Origin of the sequence: Paenibacillus polysaccharolyticus, from assembly GCF_900102085.1 — a bacterium.
In the GTDB taxonomy this organism is placed as follows: domain Bacteria; phylum Bacillota; class Bacilli; order Paenibacillales; family Paenibacillaceae; genus Paenibacillus; species Paenibacillus polysaccharolyticus.
In genome coordinates this window covers 52,128-70,929 of the sequence record NZ_FMVM01000008.1, presented here as the reverse complement: position 1 = coordinate 70,929, position 18,802 = coordinate 52,128, and the positions used below count along the sequence as shown (strand labels likewise).

The 18,802-nt window shown below is 46.8% G+C and carries 10 protein-coding genes; 2 read left to right on the top strand and 8 right to left on the bottom strand.

Features of this window, described 5'->3' with window-relative positions; all coding sequences use genetic code 11:
* Nucleotides 1–30 precede the first annotated feature (30 nt).
* The 3 genes from BLQ13_RS12515 to BLQ13_RS12505 form a co-directional block, all read right to left on the bottom strand.
* Nucleotides 31–1,962 (bottom strand): asparagine synthase-related protein, encoded by a 1,932-nt coding sequence (locus BLQ13_RS12515; RefSeq protein ID WP_090919992.1) that lies wholly within the window; start codon nt 1,960–1,962, stop codon nt 31–33.
* A complete protein-coding gene (locus BLQ13_RS12510) occupies nt 1,959–3,227 on the bottom strand; it encodes a sulfotransferase family protein (protein WP_090919989.1) in 1,269 nt (422 codons plus the stop codon). Before BLQ13_RS12510 ends, BLQ13_RS12515 begins: the two co-directional genes overlap by 4 nt.
* 357 nt (nt 3,228–3,584) lie before the next feature.
* Nucleotides 3,585–4,925, bottom strand: coding sequence for an MFS transporter (locus tag BLQ13_RS12505; protein ID WP_244159304.1), 1,341 nt, complete (start codon nt 4,923–4,925; stop codon nt 3,585–3,587).
* 257 nt (nt 4,926–5,182) lie between these two features.
* Here BLQ13_RS12505 and yhbH point away from each other — a divergent pair, with 257 nt between their 5' ends.
* Together yhbH and BLQ13_RS12495 are read left to right on the top strand one after the other, a co-directional pair.
* Nucleotides 5,183–6,349: a sporulation protein YhbH gene (gene yhbH, locus BLQ13_RS12500; RefSeq protein WP_090919982.1), complete on the top strand. Its 1,167-nt coding sequence runs from the start codon at nt 5,183–5,185 to the stop codon at nt 6,347–6,349.
* Nucleotides 6,346–7,782, top strand: coding sequence for a SpoVR family protein (locus tag BLQ13_RS12495; protein WP_090919979.1), 1,437 nt, complete (start codon nt 6,346–6,348; stop codon nt 7,780–7,782). The genes yhbH and BLQ13_RS12495 overlap by 4 nt, the downstream gene beginning before the upstream one ends.
* 87 nt (nt 7,783–7,869) lie before the next feature.
* Here the strand turns inward: BLQ13_RS12495 and BLQ13_RS12490 are convergent, their stop codons facing one another.
* From BLQ13_RS12490 to BLQ13_RS12470, 5 genes are all read right to left on the bottom strand, one after another.
* The gene (locus BLQ13_RS12490; RefSeq protein WP_090919975.1) at nt 7,870–10,356 is read right to left on the bottom strand and encodes a bifunctional diguanylate cyclase/phosphodiesterase; all 2,487 of its coding nucleotides are present in this window, start codon (nt 10,354–10,356) and stop codon (nt 7,870–7,872) included.
* Between the two features lie 292 nt (nt 10,357–10,648).
* Nucleotides 10,649–13,918 (bottom strand): endo-1,4-beta-xylanase, encoded by a 3,270-nt coding sequence (locus tag BLQ13_RS12485; protein WP_090919971.1) that lies wholly within the window; start codon nt 13,916–13,918, stop codon nt 10,649–10,651.
* A gap of 367 nt (nt 13,919–14,285) precedes the next feature.
* Nucleotides 14,286–15,317, bottom strand: coding sequence for a LacI family DNA-binding transcriptional regulator (locus tag BLQ13_RS12480; RefSeq protein ID WP_090919968.1), 1,032 nt, complete (start codon nt 15,315–15,317; stop codon nt 14,286–14,288).
* Nucleotides 15,318–15,456: 139 nt separating this feature from the next.
* Nucleotides 15,457–16,452 (bottom strand): globin-coupled sensor protein, encoded by a 996-nt coding sequence (locus BLQ13_RS12475; RefSeq protein ID WP_090919964.1) that lies wholly within the window; start codon nt 16,450–16,452, stop codon nt 15,457–15,459.
* Nucleotides 16,453–16,692: 240 nt separating this feature from the next.
* Nucleotides 16,693–18,588, bottom strand: coding sequence for a PrkA family serine protein kinase (locus BLQ13_RS12470; protein WP_090919961.1), 1,896 nt, complete (start codon nt 18,586–18,588; stop codon nt 16,693–16,695).
* Between the last annotated feature and the right edge of the window lie 214 nt (nt 18,589–18,802).

The following is an 18,802-nucleotide window of genomic DNA, read 5'->3' as shown; positions in this document are numbered from 1 at the left end:
CCTTTCAAGAGCGTATACGTTTGCCTTGGATCAAAACTTCTGAATAAAGCGGTATACAATTAAACTGTGCATCATCAAACGCAAATCCGGATGGGATGCCAGTTCGGGCCTGGGACTTGGAAAATTAGCCAGAGCTGATTTAATCCGATCCGTGTTTAATATGCCGGCAACCTGACTGTCAGAACACAAGGTTTGCAGTTCCGAGGTAAACGTCTGCCATTCAGGCAAAATACGGTGTAGCCAGTCCGCAGGTTGTACGCCCCGTACACGCTGATTAAGCCTCACTTTGTCCGGCAATTCCGGTGATGTAGCTCGGCGAATGAGGGAACGATCCGTTCCCTGTCTTACATATTGCTCAATCGGTACGGAGAGACAAAATCGGATCACTCTTGGATCACTTGTGGGATCGCGTTCCCATGCGCGGTAACGAAGGGAACATTTGGTGGCGACGGCCCCATTTTTATTTGCAATCGCTAGATTGTTGAACTTGTCGGCTCGCACCTGTAGTGCATCGGCTCGGGCTCCGCCCTGGAGTACAAGGATAGATTTAAGTCGCTCCAGCACGCCTGTTCTCCGGGCCAAATCTGGATGAATCAGCTGTGCTCCTGCAGGCTGAGCTGTCCCCTTGTTATTTCCTTTGAACCAGTCTGGGAACGCTTTACGGCCTGTAATACGGGCGATGCGTGAGAATGCCATCCCTGTTCGTTCGCTGTACTGTTGCATCTCACGGAACCAGCGGAAATATCGGCCACTTTTCAGTAGACTAGCGTAATAATCAAGTGCAGGTCCCCATGAGATCGTAAAATTGCCACGTGCGCCTGTCAGCAAAATACCGGCATCCTGCTCACTCGCTTTTTCATAAAATCCACGGATCCAGAATGAATTTTCAAAGTATTTATAAGGCATCTCCATCATGTTCAGCCACGTATCCACTTCACTGAGCGGACTGCGTCCTTCAAAATCGAGATAGTTTTCCGAGATATTGCCTACGTGATTAATGGTGGAACGAATAAATGGTCGCTCGTCTGCTAGCAACGTTTTCGACGTGTAATCCGTAAAATCCGCAACAGGCACGTAGCTGTAAGCTTGTAGCTGCTTCCCCTGACTCCGGAGCGTTCCGGAAGCAAAACCCGCAACAGCTCCTGAATCCAGTCCACCACTTAATGCCGCTGCAACCTGTCTATGCGTTCGTAAGCGCGAACCTACGGCTTGGCTAAACACCTCACGAAAAGCTTCTACATAGTCTTCATCCGATTTGAGTCGAAGCGGTTCGACATCATCCCAGCGATGATATTGCCTGAGTTCGATCCTCCCGTTTCGAAACGTCAGCGTATGCGCAGAGGGCAACTGGTTCACTCCGCGATACACCGTGGAATGAATATCCGCCGAATCGTGCATATCAGGGATGGCCAGAAATTCGGATAGCCAGTTTTCGTCAAGTGCCTTCTGCACCCCTCCAAGCTCAAGCAATGGCTTCATTAACGTACAGAAGGCAAATCGCGAACCGTCATGTCGGTAATAAAATGCCCGCATGCCCGTAATATCCCTCGCAGCAAACAACATGCGGCGGCGTTCATCCCAGATCGCAAATACAAAGTCCCCTAGTAGATGACCAGCTACATCTTCTCCAAAGCGATGGTATGCACGGAGAATCAGTTCGCTGTCCGCCAGTCCAGCCAGCTCTGCTCGTGAAATCTGCAACTGATCGGCCAATTGCTCACGGTTATCCAAAATGGCATCTGAAGTAATGGTCAATTGACTTTCTTCATCATAGAGAGGCAATTTCTCGTTTACGGACTCCAGCGTAATCCACTGAGCATGGCAACTAAGAAACGCTTCATCCCCTTTCCATACCCCCGTTGTATCTGCCGGGATATGTCCAAGACTTGCGTAGAGCCGCCAGCTGTCCTCCCATAGTGCTTGCTGACCTTCTGTATGTACGATTCCGGCTATGGCGCTCATGACTTTCCTCCCCGAACGATCTTGCGCTGGGATGCCCATGCGCTAATTCGATGACCAAATGGTATCCATGATTTGATTCGTTGCAATTTGCTATGGGCAGCATGTAGCTGTTTCTTCAAACGTTCCCGCTCCGTATACCCACGTTCCAGCCGCTGATCCGCTGCGCGAAGAGCTGCCTGCAATTGTCTGATCGTGGCCATAGCGGCTAGTGACGGGTCCATCTTGGCGCTTTCCTTCTCCTCACTGCCGCTGTGGATCGGAGACCGATCCTTGGCTCCATTCATCGGCGCATCCATGCGGTAATTTGGCTGCCAACGACACTCCGTTGCGAGTACTAGCTGTTGCTTGAGCCGCTCCAATACCTCTGTATCCGGCTCTGCCTGAAACTGGACTCCCGTCCAATCTTCAGCTTCTTGTAGCTGTTCACTGTACCCCATCCGGTGGAACAGGTTCGCACCGAGTACACGGCAATACAGTTCAACTTCTTGCCGCTCGAGTATGTTTTTCCAGTTGTTAACAGAATCTTGATGTGCCTCCTGATGTGAAGAGAGGAAGGGGTCCCCGACGCCCATACTATAGAACATGTCAGATTTCGTACTATCCACAAACTGACCATATCGCTCCATGCCTTGTTCATAAGTAATGCCTAGAAAAGCACATAACTTCTCCAGTTCTTCCTGAGGTTTCATAACGAGCTGTTCATATTTTAATTCGTAGGCCAAAGGATGAGCCTCTGCAAAATAATCATTTAATCGAGTTAGACCAAGTGTCAGGTCTACGGCTTTCATATTGAGTTTCGAATGATTCAGACTCTGAATCAGATCAAAACCTTCGCCGGTATGGCGATTTACTTTTTTAAAGGATGCCGCTACAGAAAGGGGGTTACGCTGAAGATGAATGCGTCTGGACTGCGGAAACAATCGATCCAGCCATTCAAGCATATAATAATAACGCGGAGATTTATCAACGATGAAGTCTGCTCCGCTCCCTTCCAGAAATCCATTATATATTTCAAGAGCAAAGCTTCTGCACGCCTTTTCGAAAATATCTTCGGACACCATCGCTTGATAAAATTGACGGATGATGGAACTGCCACCGTAAGCGCGAGAGTCGGCTTTGGACAAATCGACGAGATTCATCAGAAACCACATCTCCTGCGTGGCAAATATGCGACTATGATTTTGCAGCATAACGGTAGATAACGAACTGCCACTGCGGGGAATGCATAATAAAAAGACAAGTCCGTTTCCTTGCGTATCTATCAATGGCAGCCTCTCCTCTGTAAATTTATAAAATTATGCCGTGGGATCGGATCGACCGGATGATCATTACCTTGGAAATGACAGGGAATTTCGACACTCTAAGATACAATATGTATTTATACCTTTACTCTATGATACAAAATGTATCATGTCAATCTTTTATTTTCACCTTTTCATAATTTATTCACTTGCCAATGATCTAAGTACGCAACAATGCAAAAAAGCCTCCAGTTCCTGTTATGAGATAAACAGAATCCGGAGACCGAGATAATCAATAACCGATACGACACAATGACCATATCCATCTTATCTAAACCAAGCTGACCTAATCTAACCTAACCAATTGAAACCAGACTAAACTTATCCGGTAAAGGTAACATCCTTCCCTTTTCCAGCCATACCTAGGCCTTGCATACGTTCCAACTCTTCCTGGTCGGCTGACTGAGCATCCTGCATTCCTTTCTGTACCTTCACGGTTAATAATACCGCAATGCCTGCTACAAAAAAGAAGATCAGTGACAGAATGCCCCAGCGGGTAGAACCTGTAATCTGTCCCACGTAACCAAATACAAATGGCCCAAAGATCGAAGCGAACTTCCCTGTAATGTTAACAAATCCAAAATACTCCCCCGTTCGTGCAGCCGGCATCAGATTGCTAAACAAGGAACGTGCCGTCGATTGACTAATCCCTTGCACAACGCCAACCAACCCTGCGAGCACATAAAAGTGCAGAGCTTGGGTCATAAAGTAGCCAAGTATAACGATACAAATATAAATACTTAAACTTACCAATAACACCTGCTTTGCTCCCCACCGCTGCGCCCAAGCACCTAGAAGCAGTGTACACGGGAAACCGATGAATTGCGTAATTAGTAGCGCCAACATCAAATCCGATGTACCAATGCCAATGCTTGTTCCATAGATTGTGGCCATCAGAATAATGGTATTAATCCCGTCATTGAAAAACCAGAATGCGACCAACATCCGAAGCAACTGTGGAAAACGCCGGATCTGACCGAAGGTTTGCCGTAATCTGCGTACGCCAACCTTTGCATAACCTGTTACGGATGCAGGCAACTCAGGCGAGACTGGCCTTCTAGGTGCATAGCGGAAGATGGGAAGGGAGAACAGTAGCCACCATATCGAAACTGAAATGAATGCAAGTCGCGTACCTGCAAGTGTACTCGGCATGCCGAACCAGTCCGGTTGCTGAATCATTAACAGATTGATTGCAAGCAGTAACCCCCCGCCGATATAACCATAGGCATAACCTTTGGAGGACACCATGTCTCTTCGTTCTACAGGAACTAAATCCGGTAACATGGCATCATAGAATGTATTCCCCCCGGCAAAACCAATCGTAGACAACACGAGCAGGGTAGACGCAAGCAACCAGTCTCCTTCTCCGATCACGCTGAATCCCAGCGTTGACACAATTCCTGTTATCGCGAAAACTCGCAGGAAGTCCCCTTTTCGTCCCGATAGATCAGCCAGTGTTCCTAGCAGCGGAGTTAACAGCGCCACACACAACATTCCAATAGAGTGTGTATAAGCAAGGTAAGAAGCTGCCGTATCCTTATCCAATGTTGCCGCAGCAACAGAAGCATAGAATACAGGTAGCACCGCCGCAAGCACGGTTGTAGCATAAGCCGAATTGGCCCAGTCATACGTAATCCAGGCTTTTACTGCACGTTTATCCACACTTAATCCTTCCTTTACATGCATCAGGGCTCGATGCTCAGAATCAGACCTTTTTCTCTATTGTAAAGGAAAGATATCACATATGATCATGATTTTTGTAAAATTTAAACATGTACCTCGCTCCAGCCTATCCTAAGGCAATTGCAGCGTATTTCATTCATTTTAGTTGAGATCGCATCACATATCGTCCCCGCCCGTGAATATACTTAATTACCGACAGGCCAAACTGTGCCGCGTAATCAATGGGGGGTGCCTACATGTCAAATTCACACCAGCCTTACTCGTTCGTCGTATCCCGGGAAGATTGGTCGCTTCACCGCAAAGGGTACCAGGACCAGCAGCGCCATCAGCAAAAGGTTAAAGATGTCATTAAGCAAAATCTGCCTGATTTGATCACCGAAGAAAATATTATCATGTCCGATGGACAACAAATCATCAAGGTACCCATTCGCAGTCTGGATGAGTACCGTTTCGTGTATAACTACCAGAAACAAAAACATGTCGGTCAGGGGGACGGTGACAGTCAGGTTGGCGATGTCATTGGCCGTGATCCTGCGTCCCAGAAGCCGGGCAAGGGTGAAAAAGCTGGCGATCAACCAGGTCATGACATAGTGGAAGCTGAGGTCAGCATTGAGGAATTGGAAGATATTCTTTTTGCCGAACTGGAATTGCCGGATCTGAAACAAAAGGATAAAGATTTGATCGAGACACATACCGTGGTCTTCAACGATATTCGCAAAAAAGGCATGCAGTCTAACATCGATAAGAAACGAACCATACTGGAGAACCTGCGCCGCAATGCAACCACGGGCAATCCGGGCATTCATCACATCAGTCCGGATGATCTCCGCTACAAGACGTGGGAAGACAAAATCATCCCTCAGTCCAATGCCGTCATCATCGCCATGATGGATACATCCGGGTCGATGGGATCATTTGAAAAATATTGCGCCCGCAGTTTTTTCTTCTGGATGACGCGTTTTCTTCGTCGTCAGTATGAGAAAGTCGAAATTGTGTTTCTGGCTCACCACACGGAAGCCAAAGAAGTGACGGAAGAGGAATTTTTCACTCGTGGCGAGAGCGGCGGTACGATCTGCTCCTCTGTATATATGAAGGCACTGGATATTATCGATAAACGTTACCCGCCTAACAGTTACAACATATACCCCTTCCATTTCTCGGATGGCGATAACCTGACCTCGGATAATGAGCGTTGTGTGAAGCTGATCGGGGAATTAATGAAGCGCAGCAACATGTTTGGTTACGGTGAAGTGAACCAATACAACCGCAGCAGTACACTCATGTCCGCCTATCGCCACATTAAGATGGATCAGTTTATGTATTACGTCATCAAGGAAAAAGGCGAGGTGTACAAAGCGCTCCGCAGCTTTTTTCAAAAAAGAGAAGGAGGCAGCCTGGGATGACCGATGAAATCCGCGAACTGGAATACGCTATTGCTGAAATTATGGAGATTGCCGATGGATTCGGCCTCGACTATTACCCGATGCGCTACGAGATCTGCCCGTCGGATATCATCTACACCTTTGGTGCTTACGGCATGCCAACAAGGTTCAGCCACTGGAGCTTTGGCAAAACGTTTCACAAGATGAAAATGCAATACGATTTTGGCCTGAGCAAAATTTATGAACTCGTTATTAACTCCAACCCTTGCTACGCCTTCCTGCTGGATGGCAACTCTTTGATTCAGAATAAATTAATCGTCGCCCACGTACTCGCACACTGCGACTTTTTCAAAAACAATGCCCGCTTCTCCAAATCCAACCGCAATATGGTCGAGAGTATGGCAGCTACGGCAGATCGGATCAGCAATTATGAGATGGAATATGGCACAGAAGCCGTTGAATCCTTCATCGATGCGGTAATTGCCATTCAAGAACATGTGGACCCACAGCTCATTAAACCGCGGCACCTAGACAAACAACGTTACATGGAGATGAAGATCCGCGAACAGCGTGGTGATAAAGCCCCTAAACCGGAAGGTCAATATGACGACCTGTGGTCGCTCGACAATCTGCAAACTGAGGAAAAGTCCACGGACAGTTTGCAGGTGCACCATTTCCCACCCGAACCGGAGAAGGATATTATGTGGTTTATTCAAGAGTTCTCCGAGGTGCTCACCGATTGGCAACGGGATATTATGAGTATGATGCGTGAGGAAATGCTCTATTTCTGGCCTCAGATGGAAACGAAAATCATGAACGAAGGCTGGGCTTCGTACTGGCATCAACGTATTATACGCGAACTCGATCTAAGTAGTGAGGATACCATCGAATTTGCCAAGCTGAATTCTTCCGTTGTGCAGCCGTCCAAGCAGAGTTTGAATCCATATTACCTGGGACTGAAAATCTTTGAAGATATCGAGCGGCGCTGGGATCATCCGACACGCGAGGAACAGGAACGTTGGGGACGTCAGCCTGGGCAAGGCCGGGCCAAAATGTTCGAAGTGCGCGAGTTCGACTCGGATACCTCGTTCATCCGTAACTACATGACCAAAAAGTTAACCGAGGACCTCGACCTCTACGTGTTTGAGAAAAAAGGTCCCGACTGGAAAATTACCGACAAGTCTTGGGAAAACATCCGTGACCAGCTTGTATTTTCCCGCATTAACGGCGGCTCTCCTTATTTGGTCGTACAGGATGCAGACTATCTGCGTACAGGCGAACTCGTATTGAAACATCAGTATGAGGGCATCGAGTTGGATCTGAAATACATGGAGCGCACGCTTCCGTATCTGTACCGTCTCTGGGGACGCACAGTGCATGTAGAGACCCGTGTGGAAGATAAACCGATCTGGTTCACCTATGACGGCAAAAAACACCATCGCAAGTTTTTATAGGCGGGAGTGACAAAGTTCGGATATATCATGAAAAACCAGAAAAAGAGGCAAGTTCCCAATACAATCAGGAACTTGCCTCTTGACCGTTTATACGGAATGAAACACCGTGTTACGTTCCCCCAGCAAACGCAGGGGTACAAAGAAATTATTTTCCACTTCATTGGCGGGTAGTGGCCTGCTGAAGTAGTAACCCTGGATCTCCCTACAGTCATTTTGCATCAAAATATCGAGCTGGCCTTTGGTCTCGATCCCTTCTGCAATCACTTCCATCTTAAGATTCTGGGCCATCGAGATAATTGTGGCTACGATCGCCTGATCGCTATGGCTTTCGGTGATATCCGTGACAAACGAACGGTCGATCTTGAGTTTGTGGATCGGGAAATGCTTCAGATAACTCAGTGAGCTGTATCCCGTGCCAAAGTCGTCCAGACTGATCTTCACACCCAGAGCAGATAGCTCGTTTAGAATCGCCGTGGATACCGCTGCATCCATCATCATGCTCTCTGTGATTTCCAGTTCCAGATATTTGGCTTCCAGACCTGTCTCAGTTAAAGCATTCTGCACCTGCTCCACCAGGTTGGACTGGTGAAACTGCTGGCTGGACAAGTTCACAGACACCGGGATGAGTGGCCCGCCGCTAGCGTGCCACAGCTTCATCTGTCTACAGGCTTCACGAATCGTCCAGTTACCAATATCGTAGATCATGCCGGTCTCCTCGGCCAGAGGGATAAATACATCGGGTGCAAGCAGCCCTTTAAGCGGGTGTTGCCAGCGAATCAGAGCCTCTACCCCGATCATTCGGCTGTCCAGCGTACGAATCTGCGGCTGATAGTACAGCACCATCTCATTACGCTCCAGTGCTTTCCTTAGATAACCTTCGAGCTCAATCCGTTCATAAAGTTCAGAGTCGAGCTGAGCCGTATAGAACTGGTAACCGTTCTTGCCATTTTTCTTCACCTCATACATGGCGGAGTCGGCATGTTTAATCAAAGCATCCGTTCCAACCCCATGTTCAGGGTACATGGCAATACCGATACTGGCTGTAACGTAAAAATCATTTTCCTTCAAACGATAAGGTTGCTTAATCGCTTCCACAATTTTCTCTGCAAGTCGAACCACCTGTTTTTCATCCGCTTGTTCTCCTGTGACTACCATGGTAAACTCATCCCCGCCCATTCGGGCTAGCGTAACATTAGAGGTTGCCTGAGGATGAGAAGCTTCAATTACGGTTATAATCCGGTTGCTCACTTCTTTCAGAAACACATCCCCGATGGAGTGCCCCAGAGAGTCATTAATCATCTTAAACCGGTCTATGTCCATGACCATTACAGCAAACTTATGCTGTTTTTGTTGTTCACAGACATTTATCGTAGTAGCCAGCACTTCATCCAACTTGCGTCGGTTAGGCAACCCTGTAAGTGGATCATGCAGAGCCTGATGCCGAATATTTTGCTGTGCCTGGGTCTCTTCTGTAATATCTTTAATCAAGATATGGCTCCCAACATGGGTGTCATCAATGATGACTGGAATGACCGCAATACTCAGATCAAGGAGTTCATTTTGTGTATTTCTCATTTTGGCCATGTAATGCCGCTGTTGCAATTCCTGGTTGTCCCACGTGTGAGCGTTATCCTTACTCGAACACTGTACACTGATCTGCTCAATAATCTGGTTAATCGGGCGGTCAATCACCCTCTTCTCAGGATATCCAGTAATTGTAGTGACTACAGCGTTAATGCCTTTAATGATACCTTCGCGATCTACGGAAACGATGGCATCCGAATGATTATGGTACAGGGCATGATACCACTGTTCATTTTCATGAATACGTTGATCTTTCTGAATCATCCGTTGATTGATAAAATTACCGAATAACGTGAGACCAATGGCCACAATCGTTCCCGCCGCAATAAGGTAAGCAAGAACCTCCGACTCCACCTGTCTGCTTAGACTCTCAGGGATGACTTGCACTTGATGAAATTGAGCTGCTGCCATTCCGGTGTAGTGCATGCCTGTAATGGCCAAACCCATAATGAGTCCACTGCCTATTTTATAGACCCAATGATGTTTAGATTCCGGACGATTGAAAAAAAACATCAGCCACAGCGCTGCATAGGAAGCCAGTGCCGCGATCAGAACGGATAACACCACAAGGCCCGGCTTGTACGTAATCGGAATGGACATCGCTGCCATGCCCACATAATGCATAGAGGTGATGCCTGCAGTCAGCAACAATCCGGCAAACACAAGTTTGCTAATCCGGTTGGACGGGCGACCTGCAAATTCCAATGCTACCCCCGACGCGATAATAGCTAACAAAACGGACAAGATCACCTTGTCCATGGAATAGGAAACGTGCATAGGGAGCACAAAAGCGATCATGCCAACAAAGTGCATCGACCAGATACCCAGTCCCATAGAGATTGCCCCGCAAGCAACCCACCAGTGACGCGCCTTTCCACTCGTCAAAGATACACGGCCTGCAAGATCAAGTGCTGCATAAGAGGCTAACGACGCAATGAAATAGGATAAAATAACAAGTTGTAGATTGTACGTGCCATGTATGTGCTCCACTCACTCTGTCCTTTCAGCCGGGTAATGCTCATATGTATGTTAAATGTAAAAAAAGAAGCGAGTGCGCTGCCTGGGCGACAGGCACTCCCTCCGTAGCATTTGACTTTGCGACTAGCGACTTAGTCATAAACCGATTGGCATACAATGAAACCCGCTAATGATGAATGTTTATAGTCTAAACGTCCCAGCCCTGAAAATCAACACTTATTTCCAGAAGCACAGCGCATTTCACCCTAGTCACTCATTTGTTACACTTCATTAAACATCCTCATCCAAAGCATGGTCAGTAATTCTACTTCTTTACCAATAACAGACTACCGAATCCGGAAGTATCGCGGTACGAGTTGCCTGAAGGATCACTCCACATGAAGACACTGCTACGTTTTCCATCTCCAGCACCGTCATCATTCACCTGCAGATCGAACCCGATCCATTTGCTTTGCTTGGCGTTAACATTCTCCAGCGGAATAGCTGCCTCTACCACATATCCATCCTTCGTCAGACGTGTACTTGATTTGAACAGCTCTTTACGGGCATTACCACCAAACGAAGTTTCATTATCGAAATTAACTCGATACTGGGCATCATCGTCCTCATAACTGCTCGTTTGATTTTTATTCAGATCAATGAATAGCTCGATGGAATCTTGTTCATGTGCGTTAGCACTTTTTTTACTGAGCAAAGGGTCTTTGACATCAGCAAGTACGTAAAGATACTTTTCATCCCACAGCAACTTCGCCTTGGCCTTAGCACCGGCATTTCCGGCAACCTTAACATCCGTTGTGATGGTCACTGCTTTTTTCCACAACTTATCTTCCTTACCATCAACAACAGGAGTTCCATATGAAACTTTGACTTGTTTTAATGCAGGGCCTAACTTAAGCTTGCCCCGACTTTCCTTTTTCTGCGGTTGCTGATTATTGGTATCATTCCAGACAATAATGGAAGTTTTATTGTTAGGCTGTTTATCCGTAATGCGGAAATCCAGAGATAACACCTTGCTTTCCGCTAGATCAGCTGCGGAGAACGGCAAGGATGCATAGACAATATATCCCGATTTATCCTCCTTCACTTGGTACAGCTTCTGATCTTTGCCTTTGCCGCCATCCCGATGAAAGACGTATTGTCCATCTTTCGGTGTCGTGTTTTTCTTGCTGGTTGCCATATCATCCGGGCTGACAAACACCTCTACCTGGTCGCCTTTCTGACGTGTGGCGTCTTTGACTTCAATGCGCAGGTTCAGTTTTTTCCCATCCCATAATGTCTTCACTTGACCTGTAGTACCTGCTGTGCCTTCGATGACATGTGAAACCGGTTTGGCCTGAACAGCTCCCCAGAGAATATCCTCCTGCCCTTTACGGTCTGGCAAGGATACTTTGGCTTGTGCGGCTGTCCATTCATTTCGATATACAGGTAAGGATGCCGGGTCAACCAATGCCCAATAAGCAGGTTTAGCTTTCAACTTACGGTCAAACAGCAGCGGCGCATCCTTTCTGCCTTTGACAGGGAAATCATCCAGCCATGTGCCGTCATCAGCAAGTCCCCATAACGTCACACTGTCCATAACACCACGATCATCAAACTCCTTGAACAGATCAAAGAGCGCACGGTAACGATAAGCCTGCTCCAGCATCATCTCATCGGTCACAGGTTTCTCCTGCTCCGAGTTCCCCGAATAGATCGACATATCCAGTTCCGTTACTTGAATGTGAACCCCCAAAGCAACCGCCCGGTTGAACGCTTCACGAATTTGTTTTACATCCGGTCCGTACATCGACACATGCATTTGAAAGCCGATAGCATCAATCGGTGTACCTTTAGCCAGCAGTTTCTCCACCAGTTTGACCATGTCGTTCATTTTGCTAACACTGCCTTCGATACCGTAATCATTGATCACCAGTACCGCGTTAGGATCAGCCTCGCGTGCATAACGGAAAGCCAGTTCAATGTAGTCACTGTCATCTCCGTCACCGTCTACATCGCCAATGATATCCCGCCATTTCGAATTGCTCGCCTGATCACGCAGACCGCCGCCGTCCGAGATGACTTCATTAACAACATCCCACGTATGCACTTTACCTTTGTAACGGCTCACAATCGTTTGGATATGTGTTTTCATACGCTTCAGAAGTTGCTCACGTGTAGCTGGTTTCGATGGATCATTAGGATCGGTAAAGAACCAGTCCGGTACTTGACTGTGCCATAGTAGCGTATGGCCTCTGACCTCCATATTGTTCGCTGCAGCAAAGTTAACCAACCGATCTGCTTCAGACCAGACAAAATTACCCTCCGTCGGCTGCATGGCATCCATTTTCATGAAGTTGCCTGCAGTAATACTTTTAAAATGTTTCTTAAGCAGATCCGAGTGCGGATCTTGTGGATCTAGAGCCGTTTGGTCAATCGCTGCGCCAAGAGCATAAGATGTCCCCAGCGTTTTGGCCAAATCCGGGATATCCTTCTCAATTGCGATCGCTTCCGTCGCTGTAATCTGAACATCATCAATGTAGAACGGAATCGTGTCTGTCTCCGTCACTTCAGAAGACTGCTTCCACGGTGTCTCGGCATACATCCGCAATCCGCTTACACCCGTGCTTTCTGCCGGAACGATGACATCTGCTTCGATCTTCTTCCATTGGCCTTTATTCAGTGTAGTGGAAGCGAAGGTTGCATATTCCAGCTTAGCTGCATCACCATTAAATTCCTTCTCCAATGAGCCGTTGATTACCTGGGTTGCAGGCCCTTCATCATACATCGCCCAGAAGGAGACATGAACTGTACTTCCCTTTTGCAAGTAAGGCAACACCTCTACCAACGGTCCATGATAAGTTTCCGTTCGGGAGGAGGTTTTCAAACTGCGGTTACTATTGTGTCCGATGCCGCTGACTACCTCCAGCTTTTCAGTACCACGAGGCTTCCATTTTCCGATATTCCCATCTTCAAAATTAGCGTTAAACAAAGCTTTGCCCGGTTCTCCAGGTTCTCCCGGCTCACCCGGATTCTCTGAAGCAGGTTTAACAAGACGAATCTGGAATTCGTCTAACAAATAAGCCGCTGTTGCATCCGTGCTCTCCAGATACAGTTGCAGGCCACTGCCTTGTTCATAACTATATTGCCCTTGCAGCTTCACCCATTTCTGATCGGTTACTTGCTCGGCTGCGTTAACCTGATCATATTGCGCATCCCCGTTGCCATCACGGCGTTCCACGGTGAATTTCAGATTAGCCGGTGCTGAACCTGCAACCAGTTTCACGTAACCAGATATTTCAACGACAGCATTCTTGTCTACCACATCCGACAATGACAATGAAGGTCCATTCCAGGCCTCTGTGCGACCTGTTGTTTTCAGAGAACGTGTACCTTGGTAAGCTTGATCTCCAGTCAGGCCAACCGTTACTCCACCCCGGGCTGTCCAGCCTTGGGTCGTGCCATCCTCGAACGAATGAGACAACAAAATGTCACCTGCATTTGCTGCGCTTGCCTTCTGTTCTCCTGCTCCGATCCCTGGCAGTAAACTAAAGATCAGAGTTGCTGCCAAGCATAACCTCAACCATTTTCCCCGCACTTCAATTCCTCCTTGTGAATTTCGTCATCCATCCTGTAACGCGGTCAAACATCGGGCATTTCACAACACACTTCTGCATGCATCGATTTCCTCTGCTGGTCTGTTAACTGGCAACATATTACGTCGCACGGATGGAATCAGGAACTTCAATGCACGGTTCTTAACCTCCTCAAGTGAGCCTGATTACGCCCTTGGGACCTGCTTAACTTTTTAAGTAAGCGGTTACATTATCAAATTTATGTCATTATGCCTTTTACTGTAAATATGGAAATTTAGTGTCCATCCCCCTCTTTTTATACTTATGATCGCCGCTCATACCATTCACACTTCATTATTAACGTATCATTCGGTAACAAAAACGCACAGCCTATGGCTGTGCGGGTAGTTCCGGATACACTTCATTGACTGGCGCTGTCGTCTGACGAACAATTAAATTCGATGGTTCCGTCACGACAGGAGGTGTATAGGTTGGATTTTCAATCATCGCAATCAGATATTCAATCGCTCGAATACCTATGGTGTAGATATTCTGATTCACCGTTGTTAATCCTGGCTTAAACACCTCAGCATAATACGTATTGTCGAATCCGACCACTGAAATATCCTCCGGCACACTGAAACCATGTTTTTCAATCTCATGAATCGCGCCAAAAGCAGACATATCCGAGGCACAGATAATGCCTGTAGGTTGTTCCCTAAGAGCCAGCAAACGCCGAACTGCCTTGGCACCGCCATCAAATGAATAGTCACAGACTTCCAGATAGATCGTCGCATAAGGAATACCGCATAAACGAAGCCCTTCCTTGTACCCGTCTAAACGAAGGTTAGCAACAGCAGGTCCCAGTGTACCTGAGATGTAGGCAATCTTGCGATGCCCAAGTTCATACAGATGCTTCACTGCCATAGCAACACCATTAACATTATCTGTCGTAATGTAACCTGCACGTTTGCCAAACAGATCGGTATCTATGAACATGGTTGGAATCTCTGCCGTGACCAGTTCTTGAATGCTTTTGTTTTCCCGTCCTTCCCCGAAAACAACAACGCCATCCACATTTCGGCTACGGCAGTGCTTGATGAAAGAATATGTAGGGTCATCAAATCGAGTTGATAATCGAACAAGATCATAACCGCTATTTTCCAAGGCTGTTTTGATCCCTTCAAGTAACTCGGATACAAACGGATTCGTAAACGGAACGGTAAGCAGTACCCCCACTGTCCATGAACGACGTTTAACCAGTCCACGAGCGACTACATTGGGTTGATATTTTAATAGTTCGATAGCTATATTCACTTTTTTACGTGTTTTTTCACTAACGTCCGGATAGTCGTTCAATACTTTGGAAACGGTTGCAACAGATACTCCCGCTTCTTTGGCCACATCATGGATAGAAGCCATCTAATCACCTCGACCTCTTTTTAAATCGCCTGTCTCCGGCTATATTTCTATAACAACAGCAGGTTTGTCTACCCATTATAGCTTATTACAACCGGAAACGGTATGGAAGGTTCCTGGTGCACCAAGGTTCACGTTACTCCTACAGTTTCCTCAAATCCGTTGCAAGCTTCTCCATCGCTGTGGCAAAAACGGCAAGCTCCGATGAACGTAAGGCCTGACTTTGCGCCCCACTCGACGTACGATCAGACTCATGTTGCACTCTCTCCAAGATCTCCATAATCTGATCCAGATTGGATTGGATTTTGCTTTGCGCGTCTCTAGAGCTTGTTGCCAGCTTACGTACTTCACTTGCCACCACTTCGAATCCGCGTCCGAACTCTCCGGCGTGTGCCGCTTCAATTGCAGCGTTCAAGCCGACAAGGTGACTTTGATCGGAAATCTCCCGGATAAGTTCACCCATTTTTTCGATCTGTTGCATCTCGCCGGTTAATTCCTTCAACAGAACATTGGCCTGATCTTGAGACACAACGGTTTCCTTCGCTACAGCGGAGATGGATAACGCATTTTCATTTAATTCCGTAATCATACCAGTAAGTTCCTGCGTAATTTGTGTGATCGCTTGCAGTGTACCATCCTGATCCGAAGCGAGCTGGTGAAGCTGCTCTTTTTCTTTTTTTTCATAGGCTTCCAGAACAAGCTGTGAATCCAGATTGAACATTTTGCTTAGTGCATGTATGACGTAGTGCCACGAATCGGGGATAAGCTGTTTAAATATGGTGGTAGCGATATCCAGATAGGCCATGTAAGCACCGAGATAATAGTTCGTTGTCAGTCCGATACGCGAATGAACTAATCCAATGGTGATCCGCTGTTCAATATAAGCATCGTCCACAATGCCGTCTGTCATGGATAACCAATACATCCGTTGTGTTTCCTTCAATCGTTCAATATTGGAAAATCGGGCGATCAGCTCCGTTAATTCTGGGTACTTCCCCACATGTTTATAGAAGTGATCCACCACATCTTCAACAACTTTTTCGAAGACAGGCCGATGATCAGCAAGTAGTCTTAAATCTTGTGCAGTTAACCCCACATAATCCAGTTGTTTTTGCCTTTCTGCCGAAATGCTACTCATATCCGATCGGATCAACTCCTTATCCACTTTTCAATCAAAAATTAAAACAATTTTAATTGATTATAGACTAAACTACCTAAACACACATACACCCTAAGAACTATTTAATGTGGGATTGATTATATTAAATTGTAAATTATTGATGAATAATGATTTAATTCAATATAAAAAGGCCCTGAATCTGTTGCGAAGGAGCCTCACAACAAATCTTCAGGACCTAATTCGGAATGGTGCTACAGGTTAACGGTTAAGCAAACTTCCTACGTATCTTAGCAATTCATTTGCACTTGCAGCTGTGTATCCGTGCTCTTCGATGAGACGTTTGATGACCTCATTCATGCGCTTCAATTGTGTGGCATCCGGTGTTTTCGTAGAAGTCGTAATCTTGACGATATCCTTGAGATCAGCGAACAGCTTTTTCTCAATCGCTTCCCGCAGACGATCATGACTACTGTATTCAAATTTGCGTTCCTTACGGGAGTATGCCGAGATCCGGATCAGAATCTCTTCCCTGAACGCTTTCTTCGCATTCTCGGAGATCCCAATCTGCTCCTCAATGGAACGCATCAGCCGCTCATCCGGGTCCATCTCCTCATCTGTCAGCGGATCACGTATTTTAGACCAGTTGCAGAACGCTTCAATGTTATCCAGATAATTTTCAAACAACGTTTTGGCTGACTCTTCGAACGAATACACAAATGCTTTCTGCACTTCTTTCTTCGCAAGTTCATCATACTCTTTACGTGCCAGAGCAATAAAGTTCAAATACCGCTCACGTTCTTCCTTGGTGATCGAAGCATGTTGATCCAGTCCATCCTTAATGGCACGCAGGATATCCAGCGCGTTAATGCACTGAAGGTTTTGCTTAATCAAAGCACTGGATATCCGGTTAATCACGTACCGCGGATCGATACCGGACATGCCCTCGTCCAAATATTCGTTTTGCATTTCTCGCAGATCGGCTTCTTTATACCCTTCAACCTCTTCGCCATCGTACATCCGCATTTTTTTCACCAGATCCATGCCTTGTTTCTTCGTTTCCTTCAATCGTGTAAGTATGGAAAAGATCGCCGCTGTACGCAGCGCATGCGGTGCAATGTGCACATGTTTCATATCACTTTGCTGAATCAGCTTGGCGTAAATTTTCTCTTCTTCCGACACCTTCAGGTTATACGGGATCGGCATCACAATCATCCGTGACTGCAAAGCCTCGTTTTTCTTGTTTGAAATAAAAGACTTATACTCCGATTCGTTCGTATGTGCCACAATCATCTCATCTGCACTGATTAGGGCGAACCGGCCTGCTTTAAAATTCCCTTCCTGCGTCAGGGATAACAGGTTCCACAGAAATTTTTCGTCACATTTCAGCATCTCCTGGAACTCCATCAAACCACGGTTAGCCTTATTCAGTTCCCCGTCAAAACGATACGCCCGCGGATCGGATTCCGATCCAAATTCGGTAATCGTGGAGAAGTCGATGCTGCCTGTAAGGTCAGCAATATCCTGAGATTTCGGGTCTGATGGACTGAATGTACCAATGCCCACCCGGTTATCTTCAGAGATGATGACCCGTTCCACCGGAACCTTGCTGATGTCCCCACCAAATTCGGTGCGAAGTCTCATCTGGCAGGAAGGGCACAGATTGCCCTCGATGCGCACACCGATCTCTTTCTCTACATCGGGCCGAAGCTCCAGCGGAATAAGATGTAGCGGCTCCTCATGCATCGGGCATCCCTCAATGGCGTAAACAGCCCCTTTTTCCGTACGCGAAAATTGCTCCAATCCCCTTTTTAGCAGGGTCACCAACGTAGATTTCCCCCCACTGACCGGTCCCATCAGAAGCAAAATCCGTTTACGTACATCCAAGCGGCGTGCAGCCGAATGAAAATACTCTTCCACCAGTTTTTCAATCGAACGATCCAGCCCGAAGATTTCCTGCTCGAAAAATTTGTAACGCTTGTGTCCCCCGACCTCTTCTACCCCAAACGATTCAATCATCTGATACACTCGTGCGTGAGCCGTCATTGCCGGAGTCGGGTCCTCTCTCAGCAATGCAATATAATCTTCAAATGTTCCGTTCCAAGACAAACGGTCACTCTCTGCCCGATATTCCGCAACGCGTTCAAAAATATTCATGCTTGGTACCTCCCATGGCTCCTTTAGTGTGATTGTCAACCATTCCGAATGGTATGAAGAAATCAATAGAATTGCAGCTCCTGCTTGAATACCCTTCTGCGGTCCGGCTTAGTCCCGCTTCCTTTGTTACAATGGTCTTGTATGGATGTGAAAAGTGTATTACATACCTATGCGGCAACTTGGATAAGTTGACCTCTTTTTTTCAAACCTTGAC